We start from the raw sequence: 14,828 nt of genomic DNA on the forward strand, positions 1-14,828 counted from the left end.
GACAAGTGCAGAAATTCAACCTTGCGATGAAATGCTTGGCGGGGGTACACTGCCCCGATATTCACTTAACATCCGCCATCTTTGGGCGTTGGAGAGCTTATGTCCTGGTTCACGAAAACAATGGTTCGCAGTTTCTTTATTGCTCTGATCTTTCTGCTTCCGTCTGCTTCCATTGGCTTAGCAGATGAACCTCTTAACACCAACCGTGCCCGCCTGCTTGGTCACATTCTGCATCAGCAACTGGGCAGCCAGCATTACAACCAGAACCTCAGCGAAATACAACTGTCGCAGACAGCTTTCGACCTCTACTTAAAACAGCTCGATCCGCAAAAACGCTTTCTTCTCCTGGAAGATGTTGAACAGCTTAAGGTTCACCGCAACCAGATCGACAGCGCCATTAGCCGCGGCCGCCTGGATCTGCCCCTGGCCGGGCGAGAAATCTTGCAGGAGCGGATCAAGCAGGTCCAAACCATCACTGCCGCCATCCTTGACGAATCCCTCGACCCCGATGCTGCCGAGGCGATCGAAACGGACCCGGACAAATATGAATTTTCTGCCAGCCTCGCGGAACTGAAAGATTTCTGGCGTAAAAATATAAAATTTCAGATATTAAGTCGCTATATCAGCCTGCGCGAAATCGACATCGGCCTTGATGATGAGGGTGAGCTTCTTCCCGTTGATGAACAGACCCATGCTGACCTGTTAACCCGGGCGCGTGAAAATGTTGTCAAATCACACAACACTTTTTTAGAGCGGATGCTTGCGGAAACCGAGCAAGATCATTACGATCGTTACCTCGACGCCATCGCCCGGGCCTATGATCCTCATACCAACTACATGCCACCGACCAGTAAGGAAGACTTTGACATCCAGATGAGTGGTTCGCTGGAAGGGATTGGTGCCACCCTGCGTGACGATGACGGCTTTATCCGCGTGGTCAGGGTGATTCCCGGCGGAGCTGCGTCACGTCAGGGTCAACTCGAAGCGGACGATATTATTCTCAAGGTTGCTGAAGGAACTGCCGAACCGGTTGAGGTCACCAACGCCCGTTTGCGCGATGCGGTATCTCTTATTCGCGGTAAAAAAGGAACCGAGGTCCGCTTAACCCTGCGTAAACCGGACGGTCGCCGCTTGATTGTGCCGATTATTCGTGATGTTGTCGAAATTGAAGAATCCTTCGTTCAGAGTACGGTGATTGATGGAGTCAATGGCAACCGCATCGGCTACCTGAAAATCCCCTCGTTTTACCGTGATCACAGTGGCAAAACTGAACGCAACAGCACTGACGACACCCGCATTGAACTGCTGCGGATGCAACAGCAGGGGGTTTCCGGTTTAATCCTTGATCTGCGTAATAATGGTGGCGGCTCCCTGACCGATGCAGTCAGCGTGAGTGGCCTGTTTATTGATGGTGGCCCGGTGGTTCAGGTGCGCGACAGCTCCGGAAATGTTCGTTCTCTGCGTGATGACGACAAGGACGTTGCCTATGAGGGCCCGCTGATTGTACTGGTTAACCGCTTCAGCGCTTCGGCATCAGAGATTCTGGCCGGCGCCCTTCAGGATTACGGCCGCGCCCTGATCGTCGGTGATGAACACACCCATGGTAAAGGAACAGTACAGGCGGTTTTAGATCTGGATCGGTTTATCCGGCTACGTGGCATGTCGCAATATATGCCGTTGGGAGCGGCTAAGGTAACAATTCAGAAATTCTACCGGATTACCGGTGATTCAACCCAGGAACGGGGTGTTATCCCCGATATCATCCTCCCATCACGACTCGATGGGCTCGAAAGCGGTGAAAAATACATGGAGAATGCCCTGACCTGGGATCGTATTGCCCCCGCCAACTATACTCCCTGGAAGACCCGGGCAGGCAACCTTGAGAAACTGCAGCAACGCAGTCAAGAGCGGATCAACAACAGCGAGGAGTTTCTCAACATCAGGCAAGCTTCACAGCGCGCTGAAAAACGCCGCCAGCTGACGACCCAGTCCCTGCGTCTCGACGATATGCTGAAGGAGCACCGCCAGTTGCAGGAAGAACAAAAAAACCTGAACACCACCCCACACGGAATGCCCTCAGCACAGACGGACAATGACAACAAGAGCCGGGAAGAGGTGTTGATCGAATCCCTGAGTGATGACCACTATGTTCAGGAAGGAAAAAAGATTCTTGCCGATCTCCTGTCGCTGTCTGCCGCAGCATGATCATCGTTACCAGGGCTCAGCCGAACAGTCCTGCGCTGTTTCGGCTGAGCCCTGTATTCAAATCAGTTTAAGGTACTGAGAATACTCGCCCCCATTGCTCTGATCAGTGAAAAATAGGCCTCAGGCCCCGCGGCCAGATCCGCCCCCAACGGATCAAGGACACCGGCTTTCGCCTCCGTCCCTTCTAAAACCGTGGCAACGATTCGAGATTGAAACTGCGGTTCGCTGAAAACCGCCCGGGCGCCCAGTTCCGTTATTTTTTCCCGCACCTCTTTAATCCGTCGGGCGCCGGGAGACCGCTCCGTATCGATTGTCACCGAACCTACCGCATTCAACCTGAAATCCCGTTCAAAATACTGGTAGGCATCGTGGAATACGATGTAAGGCCGAGCAGAAACCGGCGCCAGCTGTTGACTGACCTCCCGATACAATTGGTCAAGCTTTCCCTGCAACGCTGCGGCATTTCTTTTATATTGACCTTGATGGAGCGGATCCATGTCACTCAAGGTCACCGCAACCAGATCGACAATATCTTTAGCAAGCAGCGGGCTGGTCCAGATGTGATGGTTCAGTGATTCAAGTGGTGCATGGGCATGGGCATGATCATCCTTGTGATCGTGTGCGCTATAGTTGTCCTTGTGGTCGTCAGCGTGATGGTCATCTTTGTGGTCATCATCCTGGCGAGCATGAGCGTGGCTCTCCCAGGTTCCTCCTGTGCGCACCGGCAACATCCGATCCTGCAGGAGATCGGCAAGCACCAACTGTTTTGCTGACTTACCCAGGGTGGCCAGAGGGCGCGGTAAAAACGTCTCCAGTCCCTCGCCGACCCAGATCACCAGCTCTGCTTGCGCCAGCATCTGGGCCTCAGAGGGGCGCAGGGCATAGCCATGAGGTGACCCGGCCCCCTTGACCAGCAGTTGCGGCTCACTAACCCCCTCCATCACAGCTGCCACCAGTGAATGAATCGGCTTGATACTGACAACAACATGAGGTGCGGCAGGTTGTTGTGCCCATACAACAGGGGCAAAACTACAGATCAGCAGCCATAACAAAAGGGATCTTCGCATTGTTTTTCTCCATAGAATAGGGTAACATAAGCTTCAAACCGCAACGTTATATTATAACATTTACTGAAGTCAAGCACCCCACTGTAGAAAGAGGTTGGCCCTCTTGCACTCACCGAGCTTCATCAATCCTGACCATGACCATCAACAGTGCATCAGCAGTGCTTTAGCCAAGGCCGAACAGATTTGCCTTGAGCAGGGGCAGCGCTTTACCGCCATCAGACGTAAGGTCTTTGAACTGATCTGGCAGCAGCATAAACCGATCGGGGCATACCAGCTTCTGGATGAGCTGCAGCAGCAGGCGCGCACCGCCCCCCCGACGGTCTACCGGGCCCTCGATTTTTTACTGAACCTTGGCTTGATTCATCGGATCTCTTCGTTGAATGCCTTTATCGGATGTGCCCATCCGGAAGCCTCTCACGAGGGATATTTTTTAATCTGCACCTCTTGCAGGACCTGCGCCGAACTCCACACCGCAGCCATCACCTGTGAGATCAATCGCAGCGCCAGCGAGTGCGGCTTTGTGGTTCAGGATCGTCTGGTCGAAGTCATGGGACTATGCCCTGGCTGCTCAGCTGAGGTTGACGTGACATGACAAGAACGCACGACACATTGATTCAGGCCACTGATCTTTACCTGGTAGTGGGTGGCACTACCTTGCTGGAAGATATCAGCTTCGCGATCCGTTCCGGAGAAATCGTGACTGTCATCGGTCCCAATGGCGCGGGGAAAACGACGCTGTTGAGGGTGGCCCTTGAGCTGTTGCGACCAACCGCAGGAACCCTGTATCATCGACCACAAATGACCATCGGCTATATGCCCCAGCGGCTGCAGCTAGACCCAACCTTTCCCCTGTCGGTCAAGCGATTTTTATCCTTTGCACGCAAGGGATGTGACGCTGCTACATTGCGAACCGCTCTGGAGGAGACCGGCGCTGAACATGTGGTGGATTCCGCCATGCAGCATCTTTCCGGCGGCGAACTGCAACGGGTACTGCTCGCCCGCGCGCTGCTGCGGCAACCTGATCTGCTGGTTCTTGATGAGCCGGTGCAAGGGGTCGATGTCCATGGTCAGGTTGAACTCTATCAACTGATCGGCAAAATTCGCGATGAACGCAATTGCGGCGTACTGATGGTCTCCCATGATCTGCACCTGGTGATGGCGGCCACCGATCGGGTCCTGTGCCTGAACCGTCACATCTGCTGCAGCGGTACCCCTGCCGTCGTCACCAGCGACCCTGAATATCTTAAAATGTACGGCCAGCTGGCCCTTTACCAGCATGATCGGACACATCATCATGATCATGGAGGCTGTTCCTGTGATTGATGATTTTCTCCTGCGGGCACTGTTCGGCGGCATTGGCGTGGCTCTGGTTGCAGGACCGTTCGGTGCCTTTGTGGTCTGGCGGCGCCTGGCCTATTTTGGTGACACTCTTGCCCACTCGGCCCTGCTCGGTGTTGCTCTGGGTTTTCTGCTACACATCAACCTGACCCTTGGGGTGATTATTGTCTGTCAGTTGCTGGCAGGACTCCTGTTCATCAGTCAGCACCAGCGGCAACTGGCCAGTGACACCATGCTGGGAATCTTTGCTCATGGGGCGCTCTCCCTGGGTCTGGTCACCCTGGCCTTCATGCCGGAGGTGCGCATCGATCTGATGGCCTACCTCTTTGGAGATATTCTCGCTATCGGCAACAGTGATCTGCTGTGGATTTATCTCGGGGGCGGAGGGGCGCTGATCGGGCTGTTATGGCTGTGGCAACCGCTGTTGGCGATCACCATTCATGAAGATCTGGCGCGTGTCGAAGGAGTGCCGGTGACGCGCATCAACGGCCTGTTCCTGGCCCTGATCGCCCTGACCGTTGCGGTCATGATGAAGGTGGTGGGCTTGCTGCTGGTGACCTCCCTGCTGATTATCCCGGCAGCTACGGCCCGGCGCTTTGCCCGTAATCCGGAAATGATGGCCCTTCTGGCCTGCCTGCTTGGAAGTGTCTCCGTCGGTGGCGGACTCTACGGATCTTTTCAGTGGGATACGCCCACCGGGCCCAGCATCGTGGTTGCTGCCTGCATCATTTTCGCACTGAGCTATCTGATTCCGGTAAGGCGCTGACACTTGAACTGGGTAGTTGCCAAGCTTTTTTATTAAGACATCTTCTCGCCACTGGCCAGCAGCCGGTACAACATGTCAACCCGGGGCATCGGGACTCCGGCAGCAACGGCCCGTTGCAGCGGAATCGCAAAGATCGCATCAAGCTCCAGAGGACGACCTTCTTCCCGGTCAATCTGCATACTTGGCCGGTAGTGATCCATGTGATCAGTAAAAGTTATCATCTGTTCACTGAATGCCGGGCCATCGATTTCCTTACTTAGACCCTGGGCATTGGCTCCAACGATTACTTCCAGCATGAGCTCACGCACCAGCTCCCGGGTGTGACTGCAGGTGAGAATATCAGTGACGTCCTGCCCCAACAATGCGGACAGGCCGTTGAAAGGGATATTCCAGACCAGCTTTTCCCAGCGTGCCCGGCGCAAATCCGTCACCGCTTCGCAGGGGACACCGGCATCTTTGAACATCCGGGCCAGCTTTTCACTGCGCGATGTCAGCCCCGCGCTGAATTCACCGAGACGAATCCGTCCTTCGCCAAGATGGCAAACGACCCCCGGCTCACCCCGGTTACTGCACAGAAAAGCGATACCGCCCAGAACCCGTTCCGGGCCAAAGGTTTCTGCCAGCAGCTCCTCGTTACCGAGGCCATTCTGAAGGGTCAGGATTGCTGTTTCGCTACCCACAAGAGGTCTGACCAACTCGCACATCTGATCATTTGAGAAGGTTTTTAGACCGATGATAACCAGATCTACTGCCCCGATTTCCTCCGGGGTTCTACATGCCTTGATCTGCGCCAGATAAAAATCTCCATTGACCGAACGAACCTGTAACCCGCCGGCAATAATGGCCTGATAATCGCGCCGCAGCAAAAAGCGAACATCGACGCCGCTGCGCTGCAACATGGCGCCATAATACAGACCAAGGGCTCCGGCCCCAACAATGGCAGTACGCATTACTTCACCTCCCGGCACGACGATGATCGCCTCATGAAATCCTAGCACACTCTTTCCATCGGCTTTTAGTTAAAAACTTTCTTCCTATAAATCAGTGTGTTATCTGAAAATGAGGCATTGACGCCCGAGGACACTTGTGCTATCCTCTGAAGGTCGAGCTAAAGGAGTACCACTTTGTTTAAAATTGGTGATATGGCAGTATACCCGACTCAGGGGGTCGGGGTGATTGAGGATATCGAAGTCCGGGAGTATTCCGGTCAAACCCTGAAATATTATATCCTGCGTCTGGTCGACAGCGATATGCGGATTATGGTTCCGGTAGGCAATGCCACCAGTGTCGGCATGCGCCAGCTGATTGATCAACAGCGGATTACCGGTATTTTTGATGCCCTTGCTGAGCGCACCGAAAATGGCAAGATTGCCTCCTGGAGTCGTCGTCAGCGTGAATATAACGATAAGCTGAAAACCGGCAATCTGCTGGAAGTTGCCGAGGTACTGCGCGATCTGTACCAGATCAAGACCGCCAAGGAGCTTTCCTACGGTGAAAAAAAGGTTCTTGAACAGGCACGCAAACTTCTGGTGACCGAAGTCGCCCTCGCTCAAGGAGCAAAAGAAGATCAAGTCATGCAGCGACTGGAAAACATTTTCCACTGATTTATTGTTTCCACGAATTTCCTTTTCAAACAACCAAGACCAGGTGCTATAGTGCCTGGTCTTTTTTTACATCAAGGAGCCTGTGTTGCCTGCGCTGCCATCTTCAAACTTAAAGGCCATCGTACTGATTCCAGCTGCCGGTTCGGGGCGCCGCATGGGAACAGCGACCAGCAAACAGTATCTGCAATTACAGGGAAAACCGCTGCTGGCTCACACCATCGCCCTGTTTGATCAACATCCCCTGGTGGAGGCGATTTATCCTATCGTACCCGCAACGGATATCGTCTATTGTCAGCAAGAGATTCTGGATCGATATCCATTCAGGTGCGTTCGGCGGCTGGTAGGCGGGGGCAAAGAGCGCCAGGATTCCGTTCGTAACGGACTGGCAGCTCTGATTGAGGATGGCTACGACCAACCGCAACGCCCGATCCTGATTCATGACGGCGCCCGACCCCTGTTCAATGTCGACTTGCTGTCGGCGCTACTGGATCGGATCGCTACCGGCGGGGCCTGTATTGTCGCCATTCCGGCGAAGGATACGATCAAGCAGGTTATTCAGGAGCAGATTGTCGACTCTCCACCGCGAAATCAGCTGTGGCAGGCCCAGACCCCGCAAGGGTTCCGTTTCGACATCCTCCACAAGGTTTTTCAGCAACAGGATTACAGCAGCGCCCCGGCGACCGATGATGCCGCCCTGGTTGCTGCTGCCGGTTATCCTGTTCAGGTCCTTGAAGGTGAAGATCGCAACATCAAGATTACAACGCCGGCTGATCTGTTGGTCGCTACGGCTCTGCTTGACAGTTATAAGGAGAAATCGGCATGATGCGCATTGGTCATGGCTACGACGTTCATCAGCTGGTGCCGGGACGGGCGCTGGTCCTTGGTGGGGCTACCATTGATTATGAGTTGGGGCTGCTGGGTCATTCAGATGCTGATGTGCTGATTCATGCCATTTGTGATGCCCTTTTAGGAGCTGCCGGTCTGGGCGATATCGGCCGTCACTTTCCTGACTCTGACCCGACCTACAAGGGATGCAGCAGCCGCGTACTGCTGCGCCGGACAATAGAGCTGATCGGCAAAGAAGGATACCTGCTCGGCAACATCGATGCGACCATCGTCTGCCAGCAGCCCAAACTGGCAGCCTATATACCAAGCATGATCGCAACCATTGCCGCTGACTGCCGGGTGCCGCTGCTACAAATCAATGTCAAAGCCACCACCACGGAACACCTCGGCTTTTGTGGCCGCGGCGAAGGGATAGCGGCCTATGCCGTCGCCCTGATCACCCGTCCATCCACCATTGAACAAGCGCGCCGCGCCGCGCTGTTAACCTGATACAGAGGTAATCCATGACAACCCCGGAGATGACATCTGGCTCCAACTTTATCCGTACCATCATCAGCGACGATCTCACCAGTGGTCGCCGCAAAACGATTGTCACCCGCTTTCCCCCCGAACCCAATGGCTACTTGCATATCGGTCACGCCAAAAGTATCTGCCTGAATTTCGGCCTGGCGCAGGAATTCGGTGGGCGCTGTCATCTGCGCTTCGACGATACCAATCCGAGCAAGGAAGAGACGGAATATGTTGAGGCCATTAAAGAGGATGTCCAGTGGCTTGGCTTTGACTGGGGCAAACACCTTTACTATGCCTCTGACACCTTTGAGCAGCTTTACCTGTGGGCGATTGAACTGATCAGACAGGGGAAGGCTTACGTCGACAGTCAGAGCGCCGAAGAAATGCGCTGCAATCGCGGCACTTTGACGGAACCCGGGGTCGCCAGCCCCTATCGAAACCGCTCGATCGCCGAGAATCTGGATCTGTTCGAGCGCATGAAGAAGGGGGAATTTCCCGACGGCAGCCACGTGTTGCGTGCTAAAATCGATATGGCCTCCCCCAACATCAATCTGCGCGATCCTGCCATGTACCGGATTCTTCATGCCCATCATCATCGCAGCGGCGACAGCTGGTGCATCTACCCCATGTATGACTACGCCCACGGTCAGGGAGATTCCATTGAAGGGGTTACGCACTCCATTTGCACCCTTGAATTTGAAGATCACCGTCCGCTTTACGACTGGTTTATCCGCGAACTCAGTATCTTTGCACCGCAGCAGATCGAATTTGCCCGTCTCAATTTGAGTTACACGGTGATGAGCAAGCGCAAGCTTCTGCAACTGGTAAAAGACAATCACGTCAGCGGCTGGGACGACCCGCGCATGCCGACCCTGGTGGGGATGCGCCGGCGCGGTTATCCGCCGGCAGCGATCCGCACCTTCTGCGAGCGCATCGGTGTTGGTCGCTCCGCCAGCTGGATCGATCTATCCGTCCTGGAAGACTGCGTACGCGAACAGCTTAACGAAACCGCGCCCCGTCGCCAGGTCGTTCTGGAGCCCCTCAAGGTCACCATCAGCAACTACCCAGCAGACAAGACAGATGAACTGATGGCCGCCAACCACCCGCAGAACCCCCAAGCCGGAACGCGGCTGCTCCCTTTCTGTAGAGAAATCTACATTGAACGCGATGACTTCATGGAAGATCCCCCAAAAAAGTTCTTCCGTCTGGGGCCGGGGCGTGAGGTACGCCTGCGCAATGCCTACATCATCCGCTGTGATGAGGTGATTCGCGATGAACAGGGGGAAGTGGTAGAATTACGCTGCAGTGCAGATCTTGATACCCTGGGGGAAAATCCGGCGGATGGGCGCAAGGTTAAAGGGATCATCCACTGGGTGTCTGCGCACCATGCCAAGCCAGTGACAATCCGCCAATATGACCGCTTGTTTCAACTCGAGAATCCGGATAAGGCAGACAACTTTCTCGACGCCCTCAATCCGGAATCATACAAGGAAAATCAAGGTCTAGCGGAGCCAGGCTTGCTGAATGAAGAAACAGGCGCGACCTTTCAGTTTGAACGGGTCGGCTACTTTACCATCGACAGCAAGGATTCTCTACCAGGCAAACCGGTCTTTAACCGGACTGTGACGTTGCGGGACACCTGGGAGAAGATCAAGTAGATATGTTACCACTTAAAGGCACATGGGCACGGACAATATCAGGAAAGCTATGTATCTGGTGCCCTGAGTGGTAATCTCGTTTTTTTGGAGACAATATGAGTTTACGTGTTTATAACACCTTGAGCGGCAAAAAAGAGGACTTTCAACCTTTAGAGCCGGGCAAGGTCAAGATGTATGTCTGCGGCGTTACTGTCTACGACTACTGCCACATCGGTCATGCTCGCGCCAACATTGTGTTCGATGTGATCTTCCGTTACCTGCGGTATATCGGCTTCGACACCACCTACGTGCGCAACTACACCGACGTGGATGACAAGATCATCAACCGCGCCAACGAACGGGGGATTCCGAGTCAGGAGCTGGCCGAGGAATTTATCCGTGCGTTTGATGAAGATATGGAGGCTTTAGGGTTAGTCAAACCGACCCATGAGCCCCGTGCCACGGCTTACATCGATGAGATTATCGGTATCAGCCAACAGCTGATCAGCAAGGGACTGGCCTACGAGGCCGGTGGCGATGTCTATTATCAGGTGGACGGCTTTCCCGACTACCTCAAGCTCTCCAAACGCAACAAAGATGAGATGCTCGCCGGCGCGCGGATTGCCCCGGGGGAGCTGAAACGTAACCCGATGGACTTCGCCCTATGGAAGTCCGCCAAGCCGGGCGAACCGAGCTGGGATTCGCCCTGGGGACCGGGGCGTCCGGGCTGGCACATCGAATGTTCGGCAATGAGCTCTTCGCTGCTCGGCGACAGCTTTGATATCCACGGTGGTGGCCGCGACCTGATCTTTCCCCACCATGAGAATGAGATTGCTCAAAGTGAAGGAGCGAGCGGCAAACCGTTCGTCAAATACTGGATTCACAACGGTTTTGTTAATGTTAATCAGGAGAAAATGAGTAAGTCCCTGGGTAATTTTTTCACCATCCGTGACATTCTCAAGGTCTACGATGCCGAAGTGGTGCGCTTTTTCATCCTTACCGCCCACTACCGTTCACCCATCGATTTTTCCGACCACAACCTCAAGGAAGCGCGTACGGGCTTAAGCCGTTTCTATGAGGCCTTGCAGAGTGCCGAACAGACCTCCGCCATTCCCGCCGATCCCGCTGCCCCTTCCAGTACCCTGGGTGCCGAACTCAAGCTGCAGTTTGTCGAGGCGATGAATGACGACTTCAATACCGCCCTGGCGATAGCCCATCTGTTTGAAGGGGTGCGCACCATCAACCGTCTGGTCGCTACCAAAAAGTTCGCCAAAAAACCGGATCTGGTCGCCCAGGTCAAAGACCTGCATACCACCATCACTGAACTTGGCAGCGTTCTTGGCATTCTCGGCTCACAACCGGCAGAATGGCTTGAGCGTGTCCGCATGGCCGGACTGGCAGGGCTGGACATCAGCAAGGAAGAGATAGAAACCCTGATCAACGAACGCCTTGTTGCTCGCCAGAACAGGAATTTTGAGCGCGGCGATCAGATCCGCTCTGAGCTCGAAGAGCGCGGCATTGAGTTACTCGACAGCAGGGAAGGGACGAGCTGGAAATTAAAAGATTGAAACAGTTTATCCACAGAAAACACGGAATACCCCGACAAAAGAAAAAAACATAGAAGGTTACTCTCTAGTAAGCTTGGCCAGTTGTTTTTTCCTATAATGCTCTAATTTTCCGTGCCTTCCGTGGACCCCATAGCTTTTCAGGAAGGTAGCGCCACCCCCATATCCCGCTGCAACTCTCGGCGTAAATTCTGCGCCACTGGCCCGACCTCCCCTTTACCGATAATAAAGTCATCCACCCGCACCACCGGCAACACCTCCAGAGACGTTGAGGTAATAAAGACTTCATCCGAATAGTGCAGATCCTGCAGACGGAATTCACCACTGATCAGGCGCAACCCCAGCTTGTCTTCACACAGGCGCATAATCGTCGAGCGCGTCACCCCCTCTAACAGGCCGGTGGACGCATCAGGGGTAAAAACCCAACCGTCGCGCACCCAGAACAGGTTGGAGGCCGACCCTTCGCACAGGTGGCCACGACTGTTGAGCATAATCACCTCGATCGCCCCGGCGGCCCTGGCCTCGAGTTTACCAAGGAGACTGTTGAGGTTACTGATGGACTTGATCTTTGGATTGATTGCCTCCGGCGCGTTACGCCGGGTTTGCGCCACCGCCAGGGACACCCCCTGCTGATACAGGTGTTCATTGAGCCCCTTAAACTCGCGAGCAACGATCAGGCAGGTTAAGGGACTCTCCATATTACGCAAAAAACCAATCTCTCCCGGGCCACGGGTGATGGTGATACGAAAGTAACCATTGCTGATCTGGTTACGGCGCTGCAGTTCCAGCAGTTTTTCCTCCAGGTTTGCCTGCGAAAACATCACCGGGTAAGACAAAGATTGGGCCGACTGGGCCAGGCGCTTATAGTGTAAAGAAAACTGATAGAGCTGACCCTTAATCGAACGAAAACTTTCAAAAATTCCGTCACCATAGAGAAACCCCTGATCCAGCACCGAAATACAGGCCCGCTCCTCTTCGATAAATTGGCCATTCAGATAAACAAGATTCATCCCTGCACCCCACTGATTTTTTCCATTATCATCACCCGATAGTCAATCCGGCAATGCGTACCCACCAGGACAAATTTATATTGCTTAGAAATTAAGCAAAGGCTAATATTGGGGGCCAAAGGGTTTTGACCGGATTGTAAGATTATTAACATAACATCAACCCAACACATGATGACATGACCTCATCATCCGCACAGGAAACCAATGACCGTCAACGGCATATTATCAAACATTCGCGCCGATATCCGCAATAACCGCCTCTATTGTACTTTCAGTGACATAAGCACCCCAGATGGTCTCACCAGCCTGCTCTCCGACATGAAGGATCGGGTGCCGGATCTCAAGCCCGGATTCGACGTTGTTGAAGATATGAGCGGTTGTCGACATTTCCAGCTGGCGGCCCTGCCCGCTCTGCGCAATATCATGCATTATCTCGTCAGCTGTGGCGCACGTGAAGTCATTCGCGTTGTCGATCAACACAGCACGGTGTTCCGCCAACTCATTAACCTGTCGGCGCGCATCCGCAGCTATAAACCTGTTTATGTCAGCACCCTGGCGGAGGCTGATGAACTGCTCAATCAGGAACAACGCAGGCAGGGGTTACGCTTTAATCTGTTAAACACCTGGATCGCCGTGCACTATGACGCCCAGGTCTTCAACGGCAAGGCGGTCGATGTTTCGGCCAGTGGTTGTGCCATTTTAACAGAGACAGAGACCCTGCCTTTAGGGTCAAATGTCCGGATCAAACTACCACTGAAGAGTGAATCATCCGGCACCCTGGCATTTGAAATATCAGCGACGGTTGTCAGATTGTTTGATGGTGGCTTCGCCGTCAATTTTCTTGAATTGGACGGCGCAACCAAAGAGGAGTTGATGAACTGCCTGATTTTTGATTTGCAGCAAAAAAATTGAGGCTATATCAAAATCGGCGTCAAACCCCCTTCCTCTCTTCGTACAGGAAACATCACCTGGTTACACTTTTTTTCATTGGCATTTCTGCGGTAACGATGCCGCTACTGTCGATGTTCAGAATGACCTGGATAAACTGAGGGATCCGTAGGTTTGATTATCGTTTTGTGAGTCAAATTGTTTGGTTCGGTAAATATACGAATAGGTCAGTTTCGTTAAACCTGGTTGCCAGACAAAACCACCCATCAGCTCACCGACAAAGGGCTCTCTATCGACACTGTGGCTGTCCTGAAACAGATTACCGTCGAGAAACATATCATGCGCGACGACTTTGCCGTCGACCGACAGAAAAAACTGAAAATTCGAACGAATCCCAGAGTAATCACTAAACGCGCTGTTGGTTTCACATCCTCCACGGATCGGGCAGCTGCCGAAATCCCTGGGTAGATTCCAGCCGAAACGCGCCTCTGCACCGGCATTCAGGTACACATTGACGGTGCCGATGCGCCCCCCCACATGCGGAATCACGTCAACCCCAAAACCGCCCCCGATTGGAGCCGACCACCAGCGCCATTGACTTTCGTAAATCAAGTCAATAGCCAGCTCGTTTTCCAGCTGATTATCCCAGCCTTCAGCTCGATCGGCCGCGATCAGATCGTGAACAATATTTTGTGTTTTCTGTGCAAGCGCCGCAGGGCCGGCGATCCCTATACGAAACTCCCAATTGTCCTTGCGGCGTTCTTTCCGGCTATGAAATCCCGCCGCCAGATAAGTGTACCCCGCATAGGGACGGTCGTCTTTGACCAGCGTCGCTGTTTCTGTATCTTCGGGAGTATAGATGTCCTGCCCCAATGACAGGCTGACGGCATGATTGCTGTCTGCTCTGCCGATAAAAGGCAGTTGCTCGAAAAAAGTATAACTCCATTCAGGGAGGCTGGTTTTTGCCATTTCACCAAAAGGAGTGCTCCAGCTGAATTTGATCCCGTTGGTATAGTCGCGGTCTGTCCCGGCAAACAGATCATTCTCCCAATAAACGGTGAACGTATCAAAGTACTTTGACTTTTTATCCGGTTCTGAATAAGGCGCAGCAACCACTGAACTGACTGAAGATAACAACAAATAAACAAATAGCATCAACCTACAAAACATGCCCAATCACTCCCAACGCTCAAATTAAAACAACTTAGTGCCCCGAATAAGGTTCCGCAATCTTATTTTTGAAGAGCTCCCCAGTCTTTTACCGGTGCAGCGTCGGTGGCGCTGTCAGCAGTCCGTCGGCCTCACCACCATCAGTCAGATAGCGGCTGTCAATCCTGCCGGGAGGAGACCCTCAGGAATCGCGGCACCGGTCTGCCTGGCTGGAAGAAAAAA

14 protein-coding genes are annotated in these 14,828 nt (G+C 53.5%); 10 read left to right on the forward strand and 4 right to left on the reverse strand.

Annotated elements, in window-relative coordinates:
* Positions 1-99: 99 nt before the first annotated feature.
* The gene (locus AC1931_RS12675) at positions 100-2,205 is read left to right on the forward strand and encodes a carboxy terminal-processing peptidase (protein ID WP_483877643.1); all 2,106 of its coding nucleotides are present in this window, start codon (positions 100-102) and stop codon (positions 2,203-2,205) included.
* 62 nt (positions 2,206-2,267) lie between these two features.
* Here the strand turns inward: AC1931_RS12675 and AC1931_RS12680 are convergent, their stop codons facing one another.
* Positions 2,268-3,272: a zinc ABC transporter substrate-binding protein gene (locus tag AC1931_RS12680; protein WP_483877644.1), complete on the reverse strand. Its 1,005-nt coding sequence runs from the start codon at positions 3,270-3,272 to the stop codon at positions 2,268-2,270.
* Between the two features lie 103 nt (positions 3,273-3,375).
* Between AC1931_RS12680 and AC1931_RS12685 the strand changes: the two genes are divergently transcribed.
* From AC1931_RS12685 to AC1931_RS12695, 3 genes are read left to right on the forward strand one after another with little or no spacing between them, the layout of a single operon-like run.
* Positions 3,376-3,864 carry a transcriptional repressor gene (locus AC1931_RS12685; protein WP_483877645.1) on the forward strand — a complete coding sequence of 163 codons (489 nt, stop codon included), beginning with the start codon at positions 3,376-3,378 and terminating at the stop codon, positions 3,862-3,864.
* Positions 3,861-4,595: an ATP-binding cassette domain-containing protein gene (locus AC1931_RS12690; protein WP_483877646.1), complete on the forward strand. Its 735-nt coding sequence runs from the start codon at positions 3,861-3,863 to the stop codon at positions 4,593-4,595. Before AC1931_RS12685 ends, AC1931_RS12690 begins: the two co-directional genes overlap by 4 nt.
* Positions 4,588-5,376: a metal ABC transporter permease gene (locus tag AC1931_RS12695; protein ID WP_483877647.1), complete on the forward strand. Its 789-nt coding sequence runs from the start codon at positions 4,588-4,590 to the stop codon at positions 5,374-5,376. Before AC1931_RS12690 ends, AC1931_RS12695 begins: the two co-directional genes overlap by 8 nt.
* A 32-nt stretch (positions 5,377-5,408) precedes the next feature.
* On the opposite strand, the gene AC1931_RS12700 is transcribed toward AC1931_RS12695, so the two are convergent.
* Positions 5,409-6,374 carry a putative 2-dehydropantoate 2-reductase gene (locus tag AC1931_RS12700; protein WP_483877648.1) on the reverse strand — a complete coding sequence of 322 codons (966 nt, stop codon included), beginning with the start codon at positions 6,372-6,374 and terminating at the stop codon, positions 5,409-5,411.
* A gap of 126 nt (positions 6,375-6,500) precedes the next feature.
* Here AC1931_RS12700 and AC1931_RS12705 point away from each other — a divergent pair, with 126 nt between their 5' ends.
* From AC1931_RS12705 to cysS, 5 genes are all read left to right on the forward strand, one after another.
* Positions 6,501-6,980: a CarD family transcriptional regulator gene (locus tag AC1931_RS12705; protein WP_483877649.1), complete on the forward strand. Its 480-nt coding sequence runs from the start codon at positions 6,501-6,503 to the stop codon at positions 6,978-6,980.
* 82 nt (positions 6,981-7,062) lie between these two features.
* Positions 7,063-7,803, forward strand: coding sequence for a 2-C-methyl-D-erythritol 4-phosphate cytidylyltransferase (ispD, locus tag AC1931_RS12710; RefSeq protein WP_483877650.1), 741 nt, complete (start codon positions 7,063-7,065; stop codon positions 7,801-7,803).
* Positions 7,803-8,315: a 2-C-methyl-D-erythritol 2,4-cyclodiphosphate synthase gene (gene ispF / locus AC1931_RS12715; RefSeq protein WP_483877766.1), complete on the forward strand. Its 513-nt coding sequence runs from the start codon at positions 7,803-7,805 to the stop codon at positions 8,313-8,315. Before ispD ends, ispF begins: the two co-directional genes overlap by 1 nt.
* A gap of 14 nt (positions 8,316-8,329) precedes the next feature.
* Positions 8,330-9,994 (forward strand): glutamine--tRNA ligase/YqeY domain fusion protein, encoded by a 1,665-nt coding sequence (locus tag AC1931_RS12720; RefSeq protein WP_483877651.1) that lies wholly within the window; start codon positions 8,330-8,332, stop codon positions 9,992-9,994.
* A gap of 95 nt (positions 9,995-10,089) precedes the next feature.
* Positions 10,090-11,541: a cysteine--tRNA ligase gene (gene cysS, locus AC1931_RS12725; RefSeq protein WP_483877652.1), complete on the forward strand. Its 1,452-nt coding sequence runs from the start codon at positions 10,090-10,092 to the stop codon at positions 11,539-11,541.
* A 137-nt stretch (positions 11,542-11,678) separates the two neighbouring features.
* On the opposite strand, the gene AC1931_RS12730 is transcribed toward cysS, so the two are convergent.
* Complete coding sequence (locus AC1931_RS12730) at positions 11,679-12,548, reverse strand: aminotransferase class IV (protein WP_483877653.1); 870 nt, start codon at positions 12,546-12,548, stop codon at positions 11,679-11,681.
* 204 nt (positions 12,549-12,752) lie between these two features.
* On the opposite strand from AC1931_RS12730, the gene AC1931_RS12735 reads away from it, so the two are divergent.
* Complete coding sequence (locus tag AC1931_RS12735; RefSeq protein WP_483877654.1) at positions 12,753-13,460, forward strand: PilZ domain-containing protein; 708 nt, start codon at positions 12,753-12,755, stop codon at positions 13,458-13,460.
* A gap of 114 nt (positions 13,461-13,574) precedes the next feature.
* Here the strand turns inward: AC1931_RS12735 and AC1931_RS12740 are convergent, their stop codons facing one another.
* Entirely contained in the window at positions 13,575-14,606 is a 1,032-nt protein-coding gene (locus AC1931_RS12740; protein WP_483877767.1) for a lipid A deacylase LpxR family protein, read from the reverse strand.
* Positions 14,607-14,828 lie beyond the last annotated feature (222 nt).

This window comes from Pelovirga sp. C15f, from assembly GCF_057178085.1.

Coding starts and splice junctions, on each gene's coding strand:
- AC1931_RS12675 (WP_483877643.1), top strand. CDS start 100: ATGTCCTGGTTCACGAAAACAATGGTTCGCAGTTTCTTTATTGCTCTG.
- AC1931_RS12680 (WP_483877644.1), bottom strand. CDS start 3,272: ATGCGAAGATCCCTTTTGTTATGGCTGCTGATCTGTAGTTTTGCCCCT.
- AC1931_RS12690 (WP_483877646.1), top strand. CDS start 3,861: ATGACAAGAACGCACGACACATTGATTCAGGCCACTGATCTTTACCTG.
- ispF (WP_483877766.1), top strand. CDS start 7,803: ATGCGCATTGGTCATGGCTACGACGTTCATCAGCTGGTGCCGGGACGG.
- AC1931_RS12720 (WP_483877651.1), top strand. CDS start 8,330: ATGACAACCCCGGAGATGACATCTGGCTCCAACTTTATCCGTACCATC.
- cysS (WP_483877652.1), top strand. CDS start 10,090: ATGAGTTTACGTGTTTATAACACCTTGAGCGGCAAAAAAGAGGACTTT.
- AC1931_RS12730 (WP_483877653.1), bottom strand. CDS start 12,548: ATGAATCTTGTTTATCTGAATGGCCAATTTATCGAAGAGGAGCGGGCC.
- AC1931_RS12735 (WP_483877654.1), top strand. CDS start 12,753: ATGACCGTCAACGGCATATTATCAAACATTCGCGCCGATATCCGCAAT.
- AC1931_RS12740 (WP_483877767.1), bottom strand. CDS start 14,606: ATGTTTTGTAGGTTGATGCTATTTGTTTATTTGTTGTTATCTTCAGTC.